Raw genomic sequence first — 23,369 nt, 5'->3', positions numbered from 1 at the left:
CTTTTCTATTTTCCTTCTTTTTGCTCCAGCTCCAAAAGCTTAATTTCATTCTTCATGGAATCCTTAAACACCTGAACAAAATTAGGCTGCCCGGAATACAAGCACGTACTGTCCTTTCCCTTTCCGAACTCTCCCGTCAAAACCTGCCTGGAATCTGCAATCAAACCAATCTGATTTTTCTTATCAGCGGTACGATAAATTTTTACTCCTTTTTCTTCCAAAGAACGCTCCATTGCTGCTTCCTTCTCGTCTTTTACAAAAGAAGTCAGAATCACCGTTTTCATTCTCCGCATTGCCAGCCGCTCCAGTTCTTCCTGAAATTCCTCTAAAAACCTGTCAGACATGGATAAATAAACACGCTTTTTGGCTTTATTCAGCATATTTTTTATTTTATCCGCAATATTCTCATCCGAACTAATCGTAAAATATCCTTCATTTTCCTCCTTCTCTCCAGGAAGGTGAGCAATCAAAAGCTCCTTGCGCACATCCAGGCTGCGAATTTTATTCTGGCAGAATTCTTCGATATCCACCGGGGTATATTTTCTGGAATTTCCCTCTGTCACATAGGCGCCGCCTTTATCTGTCAATCCTTCCAATGCTTTATAAACATTCGAACGTGATATTCCGATACATTTTGCAATTTCATATCCATTGCTTGTTCCAGAACGAAACAATTCCAGATAAACCTGCGCTTCCTGCCCAGTCAGCCCAAAAGCAACCAAATGCTCCACCAGATTTCTCTCTTCCATTTTACTTGCCCTTTCTCTTACAATCCTGACACTTCGCTTGTAGTAGTATTGTTCAGGAATACTATACTGGTTTCACTGAGAAAAGTCAAGGGATTTTTTAGCATATCCAACTTATTGGCACAAATAACGCCGGACAGAAATATTGCATATTCCGATATTTCCATCCGACGCTCATATTTATTCACAATGCAGAATAACTTTTCCCTCTGTTCTGCTGGCAGGTACATTTATGACACGCTGATTTTCACTCCCCCGCCAATATAACTTTGTATTTTTCTGTTCCGCCAAGAATTCCCCATCCACCAACACATCCACATAATCCATAATTTCCAACGAAGAAATCGTCTCCCATATAAATCCGGTATACATCCAAATGGTTTTCCCCGGAAATCTTTCTTTCACTTCTTTGGCAAATTTCAGCACATCTATACGGTTGCCGAAATACAGAGGATCTCCGCCGCTGAATGTAATTCCTGACACATAATCTCTGGCAAGCTCTTCAAAAATTTCCTGTTTTGCACCATCATCAAAAAGAAGTCCGCCATTGGGATCCCAGGTAATGGGATTCTGACATTCTTTACAGCAATGAGAACAGCCGGACACCCATAAGACTACACGAAGCCCGTCACCGTTAAGCATATCGTCTTTTGTTATATTGTGGTATCTCATAATATCTCCTTACATACTTATGCGTTCTTTAATCTCTGCCATTTTCGCATCATTCAGCCTGGTATCGCCTTTTACTCTGGAATAAGACAAATATCCGTTCATCCGTTCAATCTTCGTCAGATTATGGCTGCCGCATTTGGGACATACATCCATCTCCAATTCCTGATGACCGCAATCGTCACAATAGGCAAGGGATAAATTCACCCCTTCATAAAATCCCATATCCATGGCCCGCCTTACCAATGTTTTCACTGCTTCTGTATTATAATCAATCGGATACTTCACATACTGAATCTTTCCTCCGTTGCTCAGTTCCCAGAAACGGTATTCCAAATCCTGTTTCTGGATCGGAGTAATATCCTCTGTCACATGGCAGTGGAACCCATTGCTCACATACTCTCTGTCAGACACATTTTCCACAATGCCATATTTCTTCCGAAACTGTTTTACCTGCAGTCCGCAGAGATTTTCTGCCGGCGTTGCATAAATAGCATAAAGATTTCCGTCAGCCTTTTTAAATTCCGTAATTTTTTCATTAATATGCTCTAGCACCTCAATGGCAAACTGTCCGTCCTCCACCAGGGATTTTCCATTGTATAGCTGCTGCAATTCATTAAAAGCCGTAATTCCAAAAGAGGCCGTTGCCGTCTTCAATAATGGTTTGATTTTATCATGAATCCCCAGATGGCCGCCGTAAAACCCGCCTTCACAATAGGCCAGCGGATTGGTGCTTGCCCGCATTTCTCCCAGATATGCGTAGGTACGGATGTGAAGCTGGCGGATTAACTCCAGATAATAGTCCAATACCTCATAAAAGTTCCTGCTTTCCTGCCTGGATTTGGCTAAAATCATCGGCAGATGAAGACTGACAACCCCAATATTAAACCTTCCTACAAATACCGGATGATCTGTTTCGTCCGCAGGATTCATTCCGCCTTTCACATACCAGGGAGACAAAAAGGCTCTGCATCCCATGGGACTGATAATCTCTCCATACTGCTTGTACATACTGGAGATATAACCTTTTCCTGTAAGGCTTAACCAGTCAGGATACATGGTTTTCCTGGAGCACTCAATGCCCGCCTCAAATACATCCTCCAGTTCTTTTCCTGGGCCATGGAGATTCTCATCATACAGAAAAACCAGCTTAGGAAACAGCACCGGCTTTTTGCAGCCTTCTTTTCCCTGGCCTTTTTTTCTCACATTCAGCATGGCAATTGAAGCCATTTTCGCAAATTTCCCTGTGCCTGTGCCAAACGTCATAGTAATAAACGGATAATCTCCCCTGCTGGAGGATACGGAATTAAATTTATATTCCCAGCCCTGGACTCCCTGCTCCAGATCCCTTGCTATCTCCTTCATGGTCTCTTCCTCTGCACGTTCCTCACTGAGTCCCAGACTGCAGTAATGGTTCTTATATTTGACATAGGATTTTTCTGCATAAGGCTCCAGAATTTTTTCCACACTCGGCACAGTAAACCCGCCATATTGCTGGCTTGCTGCACTTAATACAATATCCCCTATTACATCAAATGCCACATCCAGTGTCTTTGGCTCATTGTACCAGAGGTTTCCCATTTCGAATCCGCCCCGCAGCACATTTTCCACATCAAACAGACAGCAGTTCATGGTATCACGCCTGGCAGACATATCATGGACATAAATATAACCGTCCCGGCAAGCCTGGATTTCTTCTGTTGTCATAAAAAATTTCTGATACAACTCTTTATTTAACTGGTTAAATATCAGACTTCGCTTGGTGGAAACAAGAGCGCTGTCCGTATTGGAATTTTCTTTGTCACCAATGTACATAATAGACTGGCTCTTTTTGTAAACTTCATCCAGCATCTGCACAAAATCCTGTTTATAATTCCGGTAATCCCGATAGCTTTTTGCCACCACTGGATTTACTTTTTCCAATGCTCCTTCCACAATGTTGTGCATCTGAGCAATCTTCACTTCTTCTATCCCCATGGATTCCACTTTTTCCTCAACAAACTGGCAGATAAACTTTAATTCCTCCTCCGTAAATGTAATCAAAGCCCGGTAAGCGGACTTGTTTACCGCAACCACCACTTTCTGCACATTAAAGTCTTCTTTTGTCCCATCCTTTTTTACTACTTTAAAGGTTTTCACCATGCTGTTCCCTCCTGATTTATTCTTCTAATATATAGGTATATCTAGTGAATTTTTCTGAATTATCCCCCCTATTTATACTATATCTTGTGTTTTGGACTATATCTTATCATGGCAGCGTAAGGAAGTCAAGAGATTCCCGTAGACTTTTTAGGCCAAACATGTTACAATCAGGATATCTTATAGAAATGAGGAGGTGAGCACATGAGCGAAAATGATAAGCTTGATCTGATTCTTTTTAAACTGCAGGATATTCAAACGCACCTTCAAACTATCGACAAACGTCTCGACGGGATTGAAGAACGCCTTGACAGAGTGGAAGCGCGTCTTGACAGAGTAGAAGAACGTTTGGACAGAGTAGAAGAGCGTTTGGACAGAGTAGAAGAACGTTTGGACAGACTCGAGGATACTGTAAACAGAAATTATGCTATGACGGAAGAATTTTACGTTTCACAGAAAGAATCCAATGAAGAATTCCGGGCAGAATTCCGCGTCATACACGGAACCCTGGATATGCATGCAAGACAGATTGCACGCAATACGGCACTGCTCAAAGAGTATAAGATATCGTAACCCGTTCATTTCTTTATGCATTTGTTAGCATCCCCTTTGGGGCATTACTTACTTTATGGTCATTCGGCCGTCTCACAAAGCACAGCTGACTTTCAGAGTATTTTTTAAGAAAATAGCAATCCCTTTTACTTTTCGGCTCTGTGAAAAAAAGAGAACATCCCTGATAGAAGGGGCAGAATCGGCATTCATACTTTCTGTTTCTTCTATCAGGGATGTTCTTTGCAGCAAGAATCATTACATTCTTATCATCTCTGCTATGGCCTGCATCTGCTGCAGGGCTCATATCCCTGTTCTTTCAGCTCCTGTGAACTCAGGCTGCTGTATTCTTTATTCTCTTCCTGCATTTGTTCCACACTGCTGCAGGAATTCTTATGAAATTTTCCGGTATTGGTATTAATGACGTAGGTTCCTGTCTCCTTCTCCTGGCCTTTGATACTTTCTTCCGTCTCCTTATCCTGACTCCCTGTGGGTTCCCCTGCTTTCCAGCTCTCACTTGGAGAACAATTCCAGATAATTTTCTCTCCATCCGAAACCGCCACAATCGTTCCCTGTTCATCTGTCCGGTATATCTCTGTCCCGATACTGCGGAAATGATTCATCGCTTCCGCTCTTGGGTGTCCATAGCTGTTTCCTTCTCCGCAGCTTATCACCACTGCATCAGGATTCACCTCTTCCAGAAATTCCATAGTATTTGCTGTATCGCTGCCGTGGTGAGCCGCCTTTAGAACATCTGCAGATAAATCAACGCCTTCTGCAAGCATGTCCTGCTCTGCATCCTCTTCCGCATCTCCGGTAAACACAAAACGGTTCTCTCCAAACTGCAGCAGAATCCCAACAGAATAATCATTCCAGTTATCACCATAATCTTCCTTTACAGGTGCGATAATTGTAAATTCTGCATTTCCCAAAGCGTAGGATGTTCCGGCTTTGGGATAAGTAATCTCTTCCCTTTTGTCCTGAATTACCCGCAACACGTCCTGATATGTTTTTGTATCTTTCTCCAGATCAGGTAAAATCACTGTATCCCACGAAAATTTATACAGTATTACATCCAGTCCGCCTACGTGATCGGAATCCGGATGAGTGCCGATAGCATAGTCCAGATGATCCACTCCCTGATGCTGCAAATAAGACTGGACTGCCGTTCCTTTGTCGTTATCTCCAGCATCAATCAGCATGGCGTGATCTCCCTGCTTAATCAAAGTGGCGTCCCCCTGCCCCACATCTATAAAATGCACCTCCAGCGTTTCCCCGTTAAGCTCCGGACTTTCCCCGCCGGAATCCCCCTCTTTGGTCAACAGATTTCCGCAGCCTGCCGTCTGGATCCATAAAACTGACAGCGCCAGCAGAATTCCGCGCCATACGCTTTTCCTTTTGTTTCTCATAATTAAATATTAAAATCCACTACAATTCCTTTAATTTCTTCTGGCAGCAACGCCTGCTCTTCCAAGATCTGCTGCGTACTGTTTAGAATCTCCATTTGTCTGTTCTGAAGATCTTTTATAACATCAGCCTGAACTTGAGCCGATGGAGGGCTGACTCGGTTTTCTCTGGCTCTTTTTTTCTTCTCCAGTTCTTCCTCCAGTTCTTTTGCCTGCTTCTCCTGTTCTAACTGAGCTTCCTTCATTTCTTCTTTCTGCTCGTTCTTTTCCTCTTTAGCTTCCTCAGCCTTTTCCACAGTCTCTTCCAGATCCTGATCCACGGTTTCTTTTGCTTCGTCCATCAGCATTCCTATTATTTCTTTGCTGGCAGCATTCATCGTCTCTTCCGCAGCTTTAACAGCGTCTGTCATCCCATGATGCTTTAACGCTTCCTGCTTCACTGCTTTAATTGCCTTCGTGGAATCCGCAACCATGGACTGGCCTTTCTCAATTTCCCCACTCCAATGCTTCTCCATCTCATTCAGCTCTTTCATATAAGCTTCATAATCCTCGCCGCCGTCCGGGTATTCCTCCTTCAGCTGTTCCTTCTGCTCCCGGACTGCCTTCAGCTCTTTGGAGGCTGCCAACGCCTGTTCCTTGCCCTCTTCAATCTGTCCACGGCATTCGTCCATCACTTCATCCACCTGGGAATCCGATTCAAACTGTTGCTTTATAAAATCCATGGCATCCTGCATTGCCTTCTTCTTTTTCTCAGCAATACCATCCTGACACAGATTTAATCCAGAAGCATCAATACTTTTTTTCTGGCTTTTCTCCTGCTTTTCTTTCTCTGCGTTGTTCTCCAAACGATCTTTTCCATAGCTGTTTTTTACAATTGTTTCCTGCTCTGCTGCGTTTCCTATTTTCATGTCTCTTCCCCTTTCTGCATTCCTCTGAAATAGTAGCTGTTATATGTATCGGTATATTTTCACATTTCCTTAATTTTCCCATTTCATTTGCTGCAAAAGGGCATTTTCCTGTTGTAAACGTCAGAACATTAAATACTATAATCTGCCGTTCCCCTGATTTCTTTCTCCCATTCCACCAAATCTTCAAGAGTTACCTGATCCACCACCCCGTTAATGGCCTCGTAAAGCATCTGCCAAAACCGCAGGGTCACGCATTCTCTGCTGCGGCTGCAGGAATTCTCTTCATCCTCCAGACAAGCCACAGGCGCAAGACTCCCCTCAATCTGACGCAGAATCATTCCTACCGTATATTCCTTTGGCTTCTTTGCCAGCATATAACCGCCACCCGGCCCTCGCAGGCTTTTCACATACCCGCATTTCTGAAAAACGGAAATAATCTGCTCCAGATATTTCATAGAAATCTCCTGGCGCCTGGCCACATCTTTCAGCCTGACAATCTGATTCTCTTCCAGTGCCAAATCCAGCATCAGGCGCAGCGCATACCTGCCCTTTGTAGAAATTTTCATCCCTATCGCCCTCTCTAGTCCTTATCCTCTTCATTTTCCTGCTCTCCGGCACTCTTCTGGTAATTCATATTGGAAATCACCATCAGCGCAATCTTAAACAGCATGGCGTCCTCAAAGGTACGGATATCCAGACCCAACGCTTTTTCAATCCGCTCCAGCCGATACACCAGTGTATTCCTGTGCACATACAGCTGCCTGGCGGTTTCTGATATATTCAGATTATTTTCAAAGAACTTATTAATCGTTACCGTAGTTTCTTCATCAAACATATCCGGTATCTTTTCTCCAAACACCTCCTGCAAAAACATTTCACACAAGCTGATTGGAATCTGATAAATCAGTCTCCCAATGCCCAGGTTCGCATAGGAAATGGTATGGGCTTCCACATAAAAAATGCTTCCAACCTCCAGAGCCATCTTAGCCTCCTGATAAGAACGGGCAATATCCTGCAGCATTTCTACACGGTTGCCATAGCCCACCCGTACCTTTACCATCGCTTCTGTCTGAAGGTTATCTACAATCACCTCTGCCAGACTCGCCAGTTCTTCCTCTGTTCCAATCTCCCTGACATCTTTAACCAGAATCACTGATTTCTCATCTACTTCCGTTATAAAATCTACGGTAGATGAAGCAAACAGGTTCTTCACTGTCTCCATGACAATTCCATCTTTTTTCCCGGAAACTTCTATCACAAACACCACCCGCTGGGCAGTTTCAATATGCAGCTTCTTCGCCTTATTGTACATATCCACCACCAGCATGTTTCCCAGAACCACATTCTGCATAAAGCTGTTCCGGTCAAACTGCTCCCGAAACGCACTGACCATATTGCGAATCTGACACGCTGCCAGACGTCCTATCATATAGGCTTCTTCCCCGCCGGCCCGGGCAAGTAAAATATACTCCAGTTCATTTTCAATTAAAATCTTAAAAAAATGGCATCCGGACAGCATCTGGCTCTCTGCCATGGAATCTGCAAAAAATCGAATGGCGTCTCCCATTTCTTCCTCTATCTGGTAAGTGGACGCCAGCAAGTTTCCCTTATCACTGTAAAGCGCCAGATCAATCCTAGATATCTCTTTGATTTCTTCCAATGTCACCTGTAACTTATGATTTGATAGCATATTTATTCTCTCCGTAATATGAAAAACGGAAGCAACACATCGCTGCGTCGCTTCCGGACTTTTGTGTTATGAAATTATATTACCGAATTAGTGAGTAATTGTCAATTCAGTTTCTTTATCAAATACATGCATTGCATTGATATCCATTGCCAGCTTAATGGAATCGCCAAGGCGCGCTGATGTGCTGGAAGATACCTTTGCAGTCATGCTGGTTCCGTTGATGGTATAATACAGCAGCACTTCAGAACCAAGCAACTCATATCCGGTAACCTTGGTGTTGAAAACACTGTCCTTATGCGCCTCAAGGGCTGCCTGGGAATCGTCAACATCTTCCGGACGGATACCAATTACAACAGTTTTGCCATTATAACGGCCGTCAATCAATTTCTTTGCTTTTGCAGGCGGCAGTACAATGCTGTTTTCTCCAACCTTCAGAGATACCTTATCGCCTTCAATCTTGCAGACAGCATCCAGGAAGTTCATCTGCGGAGATCCGATAAATCCGGCTACAAATAAATTATTCGGCTCATTGTATAATTTCTGAGGAGAATCTACCTGCATGATAATTCCATCCTTCAATACAACGATTCTGGTTCCCAGCGTCATAGCTTCTGTCTGGTCATGGGTTACGTAAATGATGGTTGCGCCCAGTCTCTGATGCAGGGAAGCAATCTCAGCACGCATCTGCACACGAAGCTTTGCATCCAAGTTGGATAACGGTTCGTCCATCAGGAATACCTTCGGTTCACGGACAATTGCACGTCCCATAGCAACACGCTGTCTCTGTCCACCAGATAAAGCCTTAGGCTTACGATCTAATAATTTCTCCAGATCAAGGATTCTTGCCGCTTCCTCTACCTTCTGTTTGATTTCTTCCTTCGGAACTTTTCTTAACTTCAGACCAAACGCCATGTTATCAAATACAGTCATATGAGGATACAGAGCATAGTTCTGGAATACCATGGCAATATCTCTGTCCTTGGGCTCTACGTCATTCACTATTCTTCCGTCGATAGACAACTCACCGGAGGAAATCTCTTCCAAACCAGCTACCATACGGAGCGTTGTGGATTTACCGCATCCTGACGGTCCTACGAAAATAATAAATTCTTTGTCTTCAATCTCAAGGTTAAAATCCTTTACTGCTTCAAATCCATTGGGATATTTCTTACAAATGTTCTTTAATGATAAACTTGCCATTTTCTAATTTCCTCCTGTATTATGTTCTGTCTAAGCAGAATTCTTTATATCAAGTATACTACCAGACTTCTGCAGGAAATGCCATGCCCCAACTATACAAAAAGAACTGCCCTTTCTTGTCAGTTCTGACAGGAAAAAGCAGTCCTGTTGTATCTCTTCGTCACATTAACGAAATAATTTAAATAATTTATACAATTTGACGAATTCCCTACTTTACTCCCGTAGTTCCAAATCCGCCTCTGTCCTGATTGTTCAGCGAATCCACTTCTTCAAAGACTATAGCCGGCTGATTCTTCATAATTCGAAACTGACAGATTCTGTCACCCTTATGAATCACTGTATCCCGGATTGCATACGCCGGCATCTGCCACATATCCTGATCGCCACAATAACTTCCGTCAATGACGCCGCAGCTGTTGGTCTGCAAAATGCCGTAATTCTTAAAAGTGGAACTTCTGGGAACCACATGGGCTTCATATCCCGCCGGCAGCTCCATGGCAACTCCCAAAGGAATCAATCTGAATTCCCCTTTCTTCAATTCCGTCGTTTCGCTGGCCCGCAGATCAATCCAATCTGACTTTCCGTCTATGTAGGTAAGCTTATCCAACTCTGAATCAAAATATTTAATCTTAATGGTTTCCATTAAATTCCGCCTCCCAGCAAATTGACTGCCGAAGGACTGAACTTAAGATCCTGATAAGCGCGGTAAGAATCTGACTGCTCTTCCTGCTGCTGTTCCTCTTCTTCTTTTTCCTGCTGCGCTTCCTGAATCTTTGTATACAAGTCAATAAATCTGAGATAATCTTCATAAGAAAAAAGCTGCTCTAAAATACTTTCATAATAACTCTCTTCCGCTTCTTCCACAGTAGCCGCCGTAAGATTACCGCCATTTAACGTTCCTGTATTGCCGGCAGCGCCATTGACCGCATAAGAAGCATTGGGAGCTGCAACGCCGTCATTCATATATTGCGTAACCTTCACCACATAATTCTGCGTCTCTTTAAAAGGCGGAATTCCGCCGTATTTTGCCACATTATTACTTCCAGCGTTATAGGCAGCAAGCGCTAGGCTGATATCGCCGTCATATTTCTGGAGCATCTGGCTGATATATTTGGTGCCGCCCATTATATTCTGATAAGGATCATAAGAATCTGTCACTCCCAGTTCCCTTGCAGTAGCCGGCATCAGCTGCATAATGCCCTGGGCTCCGGCCTTAGAGGTTGCATCCGGCCGAAAGTCTGATTCCGCCTTGGCAATAGCCTTAATCAAATTCTTCGGCACATTGTAAGTCTGGGCCGCCTGTTCAAAAATTTCCTCCAGTGAAGCTGTCGTCTGCAAATAAGAAGAAAAATCTCCTCCCTGCCCTGTCACAGAAGTAACCGTCTGCATGCCTGTGGCGTCTGTACTCTGAATTCCATTTACTTTCATTTGCTGTGACTCCCTTCTATTCTTATAATTTAATTTTGGAAAGCAAATCTCCCAGATTCGTAGAAGCGCTTTCATGGGAAACGTATTCTTCTACCTCTTCTGGCTTATCTACATCCACCATTTCTTCTTCCAAAGCCTTCATGCTGAGGCTTACTTTATTATCATTCGTATTCAAAACCTTCACCTTCACCTGCTGCCCCACGCTCAGCACCTCGGAAGGTTTGCCAATCCGCCTCTGGGAAATCTGTGAAATATGAACCAATCCGCTGATTCCCTCTCCCAGATCCACAAAAGCCCCGTAAGGCATTAAAGATTCCACCACGCCTTCCATCACGCTTCCTGGAACCATTCTGGCAATCTTACGGTTGTGCTCCTCCTGCTGCCGTTCCTTCAAAATCACTTTAGCAGAAAGCACCAGCTTCTTTTTCGATTCATCTACTGTGATTACCCTTACCTTCACTTCTTTCCCAAGCCATTCTTCCGTAGCTTCCACATACGAAAGAGCCAGCTGGGACGCTGGAATAAATCCCCGGATTCCTTCCACATATGCCACAACGCCGCTGGGCACAATGCCTGCAACCTTGACCGACAGCTCCGTCTCATCTTCCATGCAGGTACGCAGCTTCTCCCATGCCAGGATATCATTTGCCTCTTTTTTAGACAACTGGATATTTCCTTCCCCATCATCGGTCTTAACTACTGTAGCTTCTATCACATCCCCTGGATGCACCTCCTCCATTACCTGAAAGTTCGGGTCATTGCTCAAATCCTCTACCCTGATAATTCCCTGGGCATAGTATTTTAAATCAAGGGTCACCTCTTCCTCGCTTACTCCAATCACGGTTCCAGAGATTATGTCTCCTTCATTGATTCTGCGGAAAGACGCTTCCAGTTCTTCTTTGTAATCTTCCATTGATTCTGCCATAATCAGCTCTCCTTCTCTCCATAAAAAATGCCTGTATTACATAATTAAATATATTCTAACAGAAAAAACAGAAAAATGCCAGAAAAATATTCTCTTTATTTCCCAGTAAATAAATGGTATAATAGGAGCATTCAGCAGCACATATTACGTGTCCCGCATACGTGATGTCAGACTGCTTCACGGATCGAATCAAACACAGGCGGCAATGTCCGCAGACATGGTCTAAACCACAGATTAAATTTTCAGGCTGGGCAGGTTTACAAAAGATAATGTTTATGTCCGGTTTCAGGAGGTATTCATGGATACACTTTTCATCATTATGCCTGCATACAATGAGGAGGAAAATATACATAATGCAATCGCCCAATGGCATCCAATTGCAGAAAGAATCAGTCCGGACAGCCGTCTGGTCGTAATAGACGACGGAAGCCGGGATCACACCTTACAAGCTGCGCAGAATTTAAAGAAAGCCTACCCGCAGCTAATCGTCCTTACCAAAGAAAATCAGGGGCATGGCGCAACTGTCCTTTACGGATACAAATATGCCATCTTAAAAGGCGCTGACTATGTATTCCAGACTGATTCTGACGGCCAGACCTTACCGTCAGAATTTTCTGTATTTTGGAAAAACCGCAGAAAATGCGGGCTTCTAATCGGCTGCCGTATCAGGCGGCAAGACGGACTTTTCAGAATATTCGTCACAAGGGTTCTGCAAATGGCGCTGCTTATCTCATTCAGAATTCCCGTAAGAGACGCCAATACTCCCTATCGCCTGATGCGCTGTGAAGAACTGCAAAAAGTTCTTTGCCTGGTGCCTAGAAATTTTTTTCTGTCCAATGTATTAATTACTGTAATTTATACCAAGCAGCATCTGGGGGTCCATTACTATCCCATTACTTTTCTGGAACGTCAGAATGGACGAAACTCTATTAATATGAAAAAAATTATTCAAATTGGCTCCAGAGCCTTTTGCCAGTTCTGGCGTCTCCGTAAAAAAATACAACCTGAACATTCAAAACAGAAATCGCTCCATGGAAGGAAGCTGTTATGAAGGGAGCTGTTATAATGAAAAAATCTATCCGAATACTGACTTTTGCTATCTTGTTTTGCCTGACATTCTTGTTACTGCAGAAGGACAGCGGCCCTTTTCTGATCTGGTGGCTGATGCTTTTTATTCTTGGATGTTCTTTCATGCCCCTCACCAGTATCTTATTTCCTGGTTTTCAGGACAAAGGCTGGATCTTTTCCAAAGTCATTGCCATTGCTGTTTCCGGATATATCACCTGGCTGCTGGTTTCCCTGCACATACTGCAATTCACTTCGGCAGCCTGCCTTTTGATTACCCTTGCATGCATCGCCCTGAATCTGACTGCAATGGCCCTGCATCGGAACAGCTTTTCCCGCTTTCCGGCTGCGGACATAAACCTGATTTTTCAGGAAGAGGTCATTCTTTTTCTTGCATTTTTGCTTTGGACTTATATCGCAGGATTTCGGCCTCAGGCTTTTGGGGAAGAGAAATTTATGGATTTTGGATTCATGGCCGCCATGATGCGCAGCGCCAGGCTTCCTGCCACTGATCTCTGGTACAGCCAGTCTCCCATCAATTATTATTACGGAGGCCAATACTATGCCGTATTTCTCACCAAGCTGACTGGAACCCAAATAGCTCTTACCTATCATCTGATGCGTACATTGGTTGCAGCTATGGCGTTTGCCCTGCCCTTTTCTCTGGTCCGCCAGATTTCTTTTGATTACTATCAAAGCACAGGCAGGATTTCTTCCTCAAAATACCGGGGATTTCTGCCCTGCTGTGCCGGGCTGCTGGCTGGAATGGCCGTTTCTCTGGCTGGAAATATGCATTATGTGATTTACGGCAAAATCCTGCCCCTGTTTACAGACTCCGATTATTGGTTCCCTAATTCCACCAGATACATCGGACATAACCCCGAAACCCTGGATCAGACCATCCACGAGTTTCCCTCCTATTCTTTTATTCAGGGGGATCTGCATGCCCATGTTGTAAACATCTATTTTGTTCTGACAGTAATAGGACTTCTGTATGCATGGATAAAAAAAGGAAACTATGAAAAAAAGAAAATATTGCTCCAAATGCCTTTATTGATGTGCGGTCTGTTTCTTGGAATTTTCCAATGGAGCAATGCCTGGGACTTTGCCATTTATTATGTGATACTCTGCGGTATCTGCCTGTTTGGCAATCTGAAATGGTTTGAAAACTGGAAACAGGGCATCCTTGCCAGCGCAGGACAATGGGGGGAAGTGCTGATTTTAAGCTTCCTGACCGCCCTTCCTTTTACGCTGCACTTTGACAGCAGCATGGCGCAGGGAATCCGGCTGGCGCAAAACCATTCCGCACTGTATCAGCTCTGCGTTCTTTGGGGGTTTCCAATTCTCATTGTCATCATTTATCTGACTGCACTGATTTTGGAACGGGGAAAATGCAGCCCTCTCCAATGGCTGTCAGACACTAATCCCACAGACATTTTTACCGCCGTTTTATGTCTGTGCGCCTCAGGGCTGATACTGATGCCGGAACTTATCTATCTGCGGGACATTTATGAAAAGACTGCCGCGCGATCCAACACCATGTTCAAGCTGACTTACCAGGCATTTATTTTGTTCGGCCTTTGTATCGGATTTATTTTGATACGTTTTCTATCCGACGCTTCCCGCAGATGGATAAAAACCGCAGGCGGACTTGGCATCGTCTGTCTGCTGCTGACTTCCGGCTACACCTCTACTGCCGTAAAGCAATGGAATGGAAATATCTGGAACAGAGCCGGATATCTGGGACTGGACGCCACTGCCTTTCTAGAAACCAGTTACCCCGAAGACGCCCCCGCAATTCGATGGCTGCAAGCGAATATAGAAGGATCTCCAGTAGTTCTGGAGGCAAACGGCAATAGTTACAGCAGTTATTGCCGGGTATCTGCCATGACCGGTCTTCCCACTATATTAGGCTGGTACACCCACCAACATCTCTGGCGAAACGATACGGATGATTTAAATGAGAAAAGCAGGGAAATCGAATTTATTTATACATCTGAAAACGAAGTTCAGGTGCGCAGCCTTCTGGAAAAATATCAGGTTTCCTACCTCTTTATCGGCCAGATGGAACGTGAAAAATATCCTTCTCTGAATGAACCGCTGCTGCGCAGCCTGGGAGAAGCTGTATATGATAATAAAACGGTAATTATCCGGCTTCCCTGGCATAAGACCCCATAAATAAGTTCATTCTGGCTTCAAACTGAAAAGTTTAGCCCCAATCCCATTACCAATCAGCATAACGATAAGATAACCAAATGCTTTTAAACTATATGTCCCAGCAAAATTAAAATAAAACATATTTGCAATGGAGTGTTCAAAACCAGACAATATAAATATCATTACAGGCGCTATGATAAATATTATATTTTTAGATTTATTATAATTATCGATTGCCAAATACATCATAACGCCACAGAATATTGATAAAATAAAAATATGTAGAATATCGTTACTTAACTTTTTATTGACCAACTCTGAACTATCAATATTAAGATGTGTAACTTTAATTAAAAATGCCGCAATATAAGTTCCGATAAAGTTTCCGATTATGATAAGCGGCATATTTAAAAGTTCTTTCAAATCTTTCACAAAACCTATTTTACCAGTGTATAAATAAAACCCTTGTGTTACGATTGTCAATAACCCAAAAGAAAATAACAATGAACTTATAAATCTATCTTCGACTGACAAATATACAATACCGCCTATCCCAATCATAAAACCAGCATAAATTGATTTTATAAACATTTTCTTCGTATCCATAAATGTAAAGCACCGCCTCTCTGATAAAAAACTACTATATAGATGGCGATTAATGATTGCCACCTATAAATTTCCCTATAAGATAAATCCCTCCGGCTAGGCCGGAGGGATTTTAACTCTATCTTAGTTTTCACCATATAAAGTGATTAACTTATTCAGATACTCATAACGCTCTTTTGCATGTTTCTCAGATACAGCAAACAATTCTTCTGCTCTTTCCGGATTGAATCTTGCAAGTGCATTATAACGAACTTCGCCGTTCAAGAATGCCTTGTAATCTCCAGTAGGAGCCTTGCTGTCTAAGGAGAATGCCGCCTTTCCTTCTTCCTTCAATGCAGGATTGAAGCGGAAGTTATGCCAGTAACCAGCTTCCACAGCGTTCTTCTCTTCGGTCTGAGCTTTGCTCATACCAACCTTGATACCATGGTTGATACAGGGAGCGTAAGCGATAATCAGGGATGGTCCCGGATATGCTTCTGCTTCTGCCAGAGCTTTGATACACTGATTATAGTCAGCGCCCATTGCGATCTGCGCAACGTATACATAGCCATAGCTCATTGCGATAGAAGCAAGGTCTTTCTTCTTCACTTCTTTACCGCCTGCTGCAAACTGCGCAATTGCGCCGGTTGGCGTAGCTTTGGAGGACTGTCCGCCTGTGTTGGAGTAAACTTCAGTATCGAATACCATTACGTTGATATCCTGTCCGCTTGCCAGAACATGGTCAACGCCGCCAAATCCGATATCGTATGCCCATCCGTCACCGCCGAAGATCCACTGGGACTTCTTAGCAAGGAAGTCTTTCTCTGCAAGGATTTCTTTGGAAGCGTCGCATCCGCAGGCTTCTAAAGCTGCTACTAATTTATCGGTAGCCGTTCCGTTCACAGCGCCGATTCCATAAGTGTCAAGCCACTCTTTTCCTGCTGCTGCAACGTCTGCATTCTTGCCTTCTGCTACTAATGCTTCAACTTTGGTTCTTAATTTCTCTCTGATTGCCTTCTGAGCCAACAGCATACCGTAGCCGAACTCTGCAGCATCTTCGAATAAGGAGTTAGACCATGCAGGGCCATGTCCTTTTTCATTAACAGTATAAGGCGTGGATGGTGAAGAGTTACCCCAAATAGAAGAACATCCGGTTGCATTTGCAATGTACATTCTATCACCAAACAACTGTGTAATTAATTTTGCGTAAGGCGTCTCGCCGCATCCGCCGCAGGCTCCCGAGAACTCAAGCAACGGCTGTTTGAACTGAGAACCTTTCACGGTTGTCTCTTTGAATTTCTCTACTACGTCTACTTTCTTCTCTGTGGTCAAACCATAATCAAAGAATGCCTGTTCTCCAACGTTAGCTTCACAGTTCTGCATCGTAAGAGCTTTTTCACCCTTCTTGCCCGGGCACACGTTTGCACAGGAGCCGCATCCGGTACAATCAAGTGCAGAAATGGTCATGCTGAACTTGTACTCCGGCATTCCAGTCATAGGAAGTGTCTGCATTCCTTCCGGAGCCTTAGAAGCTTCTGCTTCTGTCAATGCCACCGGACGGATAACTGCATGGGGGCAAACATAGGAACAAATATTACACTGGATACAGTTTTCCGGATTCCATACCGGAACGTCCACTGCGATGCCGCGTTTCTCATATGCAGCGGAACCGGAAGGAGTCTGTCCATTTTCATATTTCTTCACAACGGATACAGGAATCTTGTTACCTTCCTGTCCGTTTACAGGAATCTGGATATCGTTTACGAAATCTACTACGTCTTTTCTATCTCCTGTTGCAACCTTCGCAAAGCTTTCATCCTGAGCGTCTTTCCAGCTTGCAGGCACTTCAATCTTAACAACTCCGGTTGCTCCGGCGTCGATTGCATCATAGTTCATCTGTACAATCTTGTCGCCTTTCTTGCCGTAGGTTGCCTTAGCGGCAGCTTTCATCAGCTCGATGGCTCTCTCTTCCGGAATAATTGCTGCCAGCTTGAAGAATGCAGACTGAAGCACAGTATTGATACGTCCGCCAAGTCCGATTTCCTTACCAATCTTAATACCGTCAATCGTATAGAACTGAATATCATTTTCAGCGATATATCTCTTTACCTGTCCGGGAAGATGTGTTTCCAGTTCTTCCGGACTCCAGGAGCAGTTCAAAAGGAAGGTTCCTCCTGGCACTAATTCCTGAACCATGTTGTATTTGCGAACATAGGAAGGATTGTGGCATGCTACGAAATTCGCCTGTTTAATTAAGTAAGTGGACTTAATTGCCTTCTTACCGAAACGCAGGTGAGACATGGTAACGCCGCCGGATTTCTTGGAATCATAGTCAAAATATGCCTGAGCATACATATCTGTGTTATCACCAATAATCTTGATGGAGTTCTTATTTGCTCCAACGGTACCATCAGCGCCAAGTCCCCAGAACTTACAGTTAATGGTTCCCTCCGGAGTGGTTACCGGATCTTCTTTTACTTCCAGGGAAAGGTTGGTTACATCATCATAAATACCGATAGTGAATCTTTCTTTCTCTGTGTTGTTAAATACAGCGATAATCTGTCCCGGAGTGGTGTCCTTGGAGCCTAATCCATAACGGCCGCTGGTAATCTTAACAGCGTCAAATTTACTTCCCTTCAATGCTGCTACTACATCCAGGTATAAAGGCTCTCCAAGAGATCCGGGCTCTTTGGTTCTGTCTAATACAGCGATTGTCTTAACGGTGTCAGGAATTGCTGCAATTAATGCATCCTTGCTGAACGGACGGTACAGACGTACCTTCACAACGCCTACCTTCTCGCCCTTAGCCATTAAGTAGTCAATGGTCTCGTCAATGGTATCGCATACAGAACCCATAGCGATGATAATTCTGTCAGCATCAGCAGCTCCGTAATAATTAAACAGCTTATAGTCTGTGCCGATCTTCTCATTAACCTTGTCCATATATTTCTGAACAATTGCCGGAAGAGCGTCATAAGTGGAGTTGCAGGACTCTCTGGTCTGGAAGAAAATATCTGGGTTCTGTGCAGAACCGTCCTGACGGGGATGATTGGGATTCAGGGCATTCTTACGGAATGCTGCGATAGCATCCAGATCTACCATGTCTTTCAGGTCTTCATAATCCCATGTTTCAATTTTCTGAATCTCGTGGGAGGTACGGAATCCATCAAAGAAATTGATGAAAGGAAGATGTCCTTCCAATCCAGCGCAGTGAGCCACCGGCGTTAAGTCCATAACTTCCTGTACGGAAGATTCGCAGAGCATTGCCGCACCAGTCTGACGACAGGCATATACGTCGGAATGGTCGCCGAAAATGTTTAATGCATGGGTTGCAACGCAGCGCGCTGATACATTAAATACGCCCGGAAGGCCTTCACCAGCAATCTTGTACAGATTGGGGATCATCAGTAACAGACCCTGGGATGCAGTATAGGTAGTTGTCAAAGCGCCTGCTGCCAGGGAACCGTGCACTGTACCTGCTGCACCTGCCTCAGACTGCATCTCTGTTACCTGAACAGTCTGACCGAAAATATTCTTTCTTCCCTGTGTTGCCCATTCATCGGTTGCTTCTGCCATAACAGAAGATGGTGTGATGGGGTAGATGGCTGCAACATCGGTATATGCATAAGAAGCATGTGCTGCTGCATGATTGCCATCCATGGTTTTCATAGATCTTTTCATTACATTTTTCCTCCTGCCTGAATTTAATCTATTACTGCCTGGTATCTTCCCAATCCGGGAAAACAAACCCTGTGCCCTAAGGGGAAACAGTAACAAATTCTTCCTTTATACTATAATAATTATGGTCAAAAAAATCAATAGTTTTCAGCTTATTTCATGTATTTTTCTTGGAACACCTTAATGGGCAAAGGGCGATCAAACAAAAATCCCTGCCCAAACCGAAAGCCGCAGTCCACCAGAAATTCCCTCTGTTCTTCTGTCTCAATCCCTTCGAAAATCACTTCTTCCTTCACACTTTCAATCAGCCTGCCCATATGCTGGATAAACTCCTTCTCATTTTCACGGTTTTCACGGTTTAAAAAGCTTTTGTCGATCTTCACAATGTCGACCGGAATGTCAAGGAGCATTCCAAGGGAAGAATATCCGGTGCCGAAATCATCAATAGCTACACGGAATCCGGCCCGGCGAAGCTGCTTTACCTCCAACTTCACCAGCTCGTACCCTGTGGCAAACAGACTCTCCGTTATCTCTATTTCGATATATTTCGGTTCAATCCGGTAGGCTTTGTTCAAAGACATAATCCTCTGATAAATCCCTTCCCGTTCAAAATGGCTTCTGGAAAAATTCACGGAAATCACTGGAGGCTCTTTTCCTGCTTCCAGCCAGCTCTGCATATAGACCAGCACCTGTTCATACACATAAAAATCCAGTTCCACCACATAGCCGAAACGCTCCAAAATGGGAATAAACAATCCTGGGTTCTCTATTCTTCCGTCTCTCTTCTTCCAGCGCACCAGCGCCTCCCCGCCGGAAAGTTCGAATCTGGACAGGTAAAACTTAGGCTGCACATATACCTGAAATCCCCCTTTCTCCAGACTTCTCTGAAACTCAGCCAACACTTGTTTTTCCTCTTCCCGCCGGCTTCTCATCTTGCTTTCATACACCCGGCAGAAGGCACTGTTACTGCCCTTGATGCTCTTTCTGGTAAGATTGGCATTCTCTATGGCAATATCCAGATTCTCATCCTTTTTTTCCATAAAATAAATTCCGGTGGTAAGCCTGATACTGCAGGAAGGATAAATCTCTTTCTGCTTCCTGCTGAAGGCAAGACTGGTATTTACGATTTTATGCAGAATAGTATCCCGATCAGTATCCCAGTAAAATGTGATAAATAAATCAGAATACAGCCGGCAGGATATCCTGTTGTCATTTCTACGTATTAAATCTCCAAAAGCTTTTAATATCTCATTACCCGCTGCATGTCCAAAATTATCGTTGATATAGGAAAAATCATTGATATCCGTATAGATAATGGCATATTCCCTGTCTTCTCTCCAGTTCTTTAGTTCCTCCTTCACCTTACCCTTAAACGCCTCTTCAATATAGAGCCCCGTCAGCAGATCTCGCCGCTTCAAATGCATGATCTGCTTCTGATCCTCTCTCTTGTGTATCCGCAGCGCCACCAGAAAAGAAACCATACGGGCCAGCTCCTGCAAGGTCTCTTTCTCAAAATCCGTCCATTCCCTGGCTTCCTGCCTGCCGCAAAACAAGACGCTGCATTCCTCGGAACCTCTGAAAAGCCCCTCCCGATTCTGACAATAGAATTTCCCGCTTGTCCCTCTTTTGGACAAAGCAGTTTGTGAGAAAGCTTCGCAGTTCAACCGGCTTTCCTCCAGAATTCCTTGTTCCAGGTTCCAGCAGTTGGTCCAGACTTGCTCCTTATTCTCCTCTTCATATTCTAATACCGCTGCAAGCCTTAACTGATACTGCATTCCAATCCGCTCCAGAGTATAATTCAGGGAATCATTCACATCCCCGCCCTGTTGAAGCAGCTTCGCCAGTTCCTGATTAATTTCTTTCATTAATCTGTACCGCTCTGTCTGCTGGCACAGTTCTTCTTCTGTCTTTTTTCTCTTTAAAATATCTTTCTTCCGCGTTCCCATTCCGATCATAAAAACATACCCCACTTCAAGTTCCTGTATCGTTCCTATTTTTCGCCTGCAACTACTCCATTATTTTCTACTATACCAAACTATTAACTTAATTTCAATGGATTTTTGTTTCGAACCAAGATAACTTTTCCTTGAAAATACGGCAGTTTTATGTATAATAAATAGGCAAGGGCAACGGCCTGCAAAAAACAGGAAGAAAATTCAGAAAATATGAGGATTTTAATATGATTAGTGCAAACAATGTAACCTTAAGAATCGGAAAAAAAGCTTTATTTGAAGATGTTAACATCAAGTTTACGGAAGGAAACTGCTACGGGCTCATCGGAGCCAACGGAGCCGGCAAATCTACTTTTCTTAAAATTTTAAACGGACAGCTGGAGCCAACCAAGGGCGACGTGTTTATCACTCCGGGACAGCGTCTTTCCTTTTTACAGCAGGATCATTTTAAATATGATGAATTTTCCGCATTAGACACTGTCATTATGGGAAATCAGCGCCTGTATGACATAATGAAAGAAAAAGACGCTATTTATATGAAAGAAGATTTTACCGACGCAGACGGAATCCGTGCCAGCGAGCTGGAAGCAGAATTTGCAGAAATGGATGGCTGGAATGCGGAATCAGATGCGGCGCAGCTTTTAAACGGCCTTGGCATTGAGACGGAATTTCATTACTCTTTAATGAAAGACCTGACGGGAGAACAGAAGGTGAAAATACTTCTGGCCCAGGCGTTATTCGGCAATCCAGACATACTTCTCTTAGACGAACCTACCAACCACCTGGATCTGGACGCCATTGCATGGCTGGAAGAATTCCTGATTAACTTTGACAACACGGTAATTGTGGTATCCCACGACCGTTACTTTTTAAATAAGGTCTGCACCCATACCGCCGATATCGACTATGCCAAAATCCAGCTCTATGCCGGAAATTACGATTTCTGGTATGAATCCAGCCAGCTTTTGATCAAACAGATGAAAGAAGCCAATAAAAAGAAAGAAGAGAAAATCAAAGAGCTTCAGGAATTCATTTCCCGTTTCTCCGCAAATGCTTCCAAATCCAAACAGGCAACCTCCCGCAAGAAGGCTCTGGAGAAAATACAGTTAGATGAAATCAAGCCTTCCAGCCGAAAATATCCCTACATTGATTTCCGGCCCAACCGGGAAATTGGAAATGAAGTGCTTACAGTTGAAAATTTAAGCAAAACCGTCGACGGGGTAAAAGTTCTGGACAATGTATCCTTCATTGTAGGACATGATGATAAAATTGCTTTTGTGGGAAGCAACGAGATTGCAAAAACTACCTTGTTTAAAATCCTTGCCGGAGAACTGGAACCGGACGAGGGCAATTACAAATGGGGCATTACCACCAGTCAGTCTTATTTTCCCAAAGACAATACGGAAATCTTTGACAATGATTTACAGATTGTGGAATGGCTCACACAATTTTCTGAAATCAAAGACGCTACTTATGTCAGAGGCTTTCTGGGAAGAATGCTGTTTGCCGGGGATGACGGCGTTAAGAAAATGAAGGTGCTCTCCGGCGGGGAGAAAGTGCGCGTGCTTTTATCCCGTATGATGATTACCGGGGCAAATGTCCTGATTCTGGACGAACCTACCGACCACCTGGATATGGAATCCATCACTGCTTTAAACAATGGGCTGATGAAGTTTTCCGGCGTAATTCTGTTTGCTTCCCGGGATCACCAGGTGGTGCAGACTACTGCCAACCGGATTATTGAATTCTTGCCTAACGGAACTATGATTGATAAAATTACCACTTATGATGAATATCTGGAAAGTGATGAAATGGCAAGGAAAAGACAGGTCTACTCCACCAGCAATGCCCAGGAGGAGGATGACTGAGAACCCTGTTCCTCTCTTTTTCACCACAAACAGTACACACAGAATACCATCCTGCTGCAGAAGGAAGTGCTATTATGACTCTCCCACAATCTCAGCTTTACATGGAATCTGACTACTATAATTTACCGGAAGATGTCCGGGAATACTGGATTGTCAATCCCATGGCGCAGTCTGTTTATGTGTACTATCTGGATGAGGAACAGTTTGAGACAACGGCCTATACCTTTCAGGACCAAATTAAGACGATGATTTATGAAGATTTATATATTGATTTTAAGCAGTTGGAATTATAATTGTTTACGATAAAATGATCAAGAAGACGGGAGTTAATGCTCCCGTCTTCTCACGGCGCCATGTGTACCGTTCGGTACATGACGCCTTCAATAGTCAACCCGCAAAACTGA

At 43.8% G+C, this 23,369-nt stretch carries 19 protein-coding genes; 5 read left to right on the top strand and 14 right to left on the bottom strand.

The annotated features are described in order from the left end of the window. Window positions 1–5 precede the first annotated feature (5 nt). The 3 genes from E5329_RS17410 to nrdD all read right to left on the bottom strand — a co-directional run bounded on the left by E5329_RS17410 (window position 6) and on the right by nrdD (window position 3,557). Window positions 6–749: a TrmB family transcriptional regulator gene (locus E5329_RS17410; RefSeq protein ID WP_135990715.1), complete on the bottom strand. Its 744-nt coding sequence runs from the start codon at window positions 747–749 to the stop codon at window positions 6–8. Between the two features lie 177 nt (window positions 750–926). Next, window positions 927–1,418 (bottom strand): anaerobic ribonucleoside-triphosphate reductase activating protein, encoded by a 492-nt coding sequence (gene nrdG, locus E5329_RS17405; RefSeq protein WP_135990714.1) that lies wholly within the window; start codon window positions 1,416–1,418, stop codon window positions 927–929. A gap of 9 nt (window positions 1,419–1,427) precedes the next feature. Continuing rightward, window positions 1,428–3,557, bottom strand: a complete 2,130-nt coding sequence (gene nrdD / locus E5329_RS17400; protein WP_135990713.1) for an anaerobic ribonucleoside-triphosphate reductase — start codon at window positions 3,555–3,557, stop codon at window positions 1,428–1,430. A gap of 201 nt (window positions 3,558–3,758) precedes the next feature. Here nrdD and E5329_RS30775 point away from each other — a divergent pair, with 201 nt between their 5' ends. Next, window positions 3,759–4,127, top strand: a complete 369-nt coding sequence (locus tag E5329_RS30775; RefSeq protein WP_275443407.1) for a hypothetical protein — start codon at window positions 3,759–3,761, stop codon at window positions 4,125–4,127. 254 nt (window positions 4,128–4,381) lie between these two features. Here E5329_RS30775 and E5329_RS17390 read toward each other — a convergent pair whose 3' ends face one another. The 8 genes from E5329_RS17390 to E5329_RS17355 all read right to left on the bottom strand — a co-directional run bounded on the left by E5329_RS17390 (window position 4,382) and on the right by E5329_RS17355 (window position 11,660). Then, window positions 4,382–5,512, bottom strand: coding sequence for a ComEC/Rec2 family competence protein (locus tag E5329_RS17390; protein WP_135990712.1), 1,131 nt, complete (start codon window positions 5,510–5,512; stop codon window positions 4,382–4,384). Window positions 5,513–5,514: 2 nt separating this feature from the next. Next, a complete protein-coding gene (locus tag E5329_RS17385; RefSeq protein WP_135990711.1) occupies window positions 5,515–6,417 on the bottom strand; it encodes a hypothetical protein in 903 nt (300 codons plus the stop codon). Window positions 6,418–6,545: 128 nt separating this feature from the next. Next, the gene (locus E5329_RS17380) at window positions 6,546–6,983 is read right to left on the bottom strand and encodes an RrF2 family transcriptional regulator (protein WP_135990710.1); all 438 of its coding nucleotides are present in this window, start codon (window positions 6,981–6,983) and stop codon (window positions 6,546–6,548) included. Window positions 6,984–6,997: 14 nt separating this feature from the next. Further along, window positions 6,998–8,107, bottom strand: a complete 1,110-nt coding sequence (locus tag E5329_RS17375) for a PucR family transcriptional regulator (RefSeq protein WP_135990709.1) — start codon at window positions 8,105–8,107, stop codon at window positions 6,998–7,000. A gap of 87 nt (window positions 8,108–8,194) precedes the next feature. Further along, window positions 8,195–9,307, bottom strand: coding sequence for an ABC transporter ATP-binding protein (locus E5329_RS17370; protein ID WP_135990708.1), 1,113 nt, complete (start codon window positions 9,305–9,307; stop codon window positions 8,195–8,197). Between the two features lie 208 nt (window positions 9,308–9,515). Beyond that, window positions 9,516–9,950, bottom strand: a complete 435-nt coding sequence (locus E5329_RS17365) for a dUTP diphosphatase (protein ID WP_135990707.1) — start codon at window positions 9,948–9,950, stop codon at window positions 9,516–9,518. Further along, window positions 9,950–10,735 (bottom strand): lytic transglycosylase domain-containing protein, encoded by a 786-nt coding sequence (locus tag E5329_RS17360; protein ID WP_275443406.1) that lies wholly within the window; start codon window positions 10,733–10,735, stop codon window positions 9,950–9,952. The genes E5329_RS17365 and E5329_RS17360 overlap by 1 nt, the downstream gene beginning before the upstream one ends. A gap of 22 nt (window positions 10,736–10,757) precedes the next feature. Then, a complete protein-coding gene (locus E5329_RS17355) occupies window positions 10,758–11,660 on the bottom strand; it encodes a S1 RNA-binding domain-containing protein (RefSeq protein WP_135990705.1) in 903 nt (300 codons plus the stop codon). A gap of 298 nt (window positions 11,661–11,958) precedes the next feature. Here E5329_RS17355 and E5329_RS17350 point away from each other — a divergent pair, with 298 nt between their 5' ends. Next, window positions 11,959–12,711, top strand: a complete 753-nt coding sequence (locus tag E5329_RS17350) for a glycosyltransferase family 2 protein (protein ID WP_135990704.1) — start codon at window positions 11,959–11,961, stop codon at window positions 12,709–12,711. A gap of 14 nt (window positions 12,712–12,725) precedes the next feature. Next, window positions 12,726–14,903, top strand: a complete 2,178-nt coding sequence (locus E5329_RS17345; RefSeq protein ID WP_275443405.1) for a DUF2298 domain-containing protein — start codon at window positions 12,726–12,728, stop codon at window positions 14,901–14,903. Between the two features lie 6 nt (window positions 14,904–14,909). Here the strand turns inward: E5329_RS17345 and E5329_RS17340 are convergent, their stop codons facing one another. From E5329_RS17340 to E5329_RS17330, 3 genes are all read right to left on the bottom strand, one after another. After that, entirely contained in the window at window positions 14,910–15,488 is a 579-nt protein-coding gene (locus tag E5329_RS17340; RefSeq protein WP_135990702.1) for a formate/nitrite transporter family protein, read from the bottom strand. 123 nt (window positions 15,489–15,611) lie between these two features. Then, complete coding sequence (nifJ, locus tag E5329_RS17335; protein WP_135990701.1) at window positions 15,612–19,148, bottom strand: pyruvate:ferredoxin (flavodoxin) oxidoreductase; 3,537 nt, start codon at window positions 19,146–19,148, stop codon at window positions 15,612–15,614. A 149-nt stretch (window positions 19,149–19,297) separates the two neighbouring features. After that, the gene (locus E5329_RS17330) at window positions 19,298–21,100 is read right to left on the bottom strand and encodes a GGDEF domain-containing phosphodiesterase (protein ID WP_135990700.1); all 1,803 of its coding nucleotides are present in this window, start codon (window positions 21,098–21,100) and stop codon (window positions 19,298–19,300) included. A 224-nt stretch (window positions 21,101–21,324) separates the two neighbouring features. On the opposite strand from E5329_RS17330, the gene E5329_RS17325 reads away from it, so the two are divergent. After that, window positions 21,325–22,965, top strand: coding sequence for an ABC-F family ATP-binding cassette domain-containing protein (locus E5329_RS17325; protein WP_135990699.1), 1,641 nt, complete (start codon window positions 21,325–21,327; stop codon window positions 22,963–22,965). Window positions 22,966–23,039: 74 nt separating this feature from the next. Beyond that, window positions 23,040–23,258: a PDDEXK family nuclease gene (locus E5329_RS17320; protein ID WP_135990698.1), complete on the top strand. Its 219-nt coding sequence runs from the start codon at window positions 23,040–23,042 to the stop codon at window positions 23,256–23,258. Window positions 23,259–23,369: the final 111 nt, after the last annotated feature.

It is taken from the genome of Petralouisia muris (assembly GCF_004793545.1).
GTDB classification, from domain to species: Bacteria; Bacillota; Clostridia; order Lachnospirales; family Lachnospiraceae; genus Petralouisia; species Petralouisia muris.
This window is presented reverse-complemented; position numbering and strand designations above follow the sequence as displayed.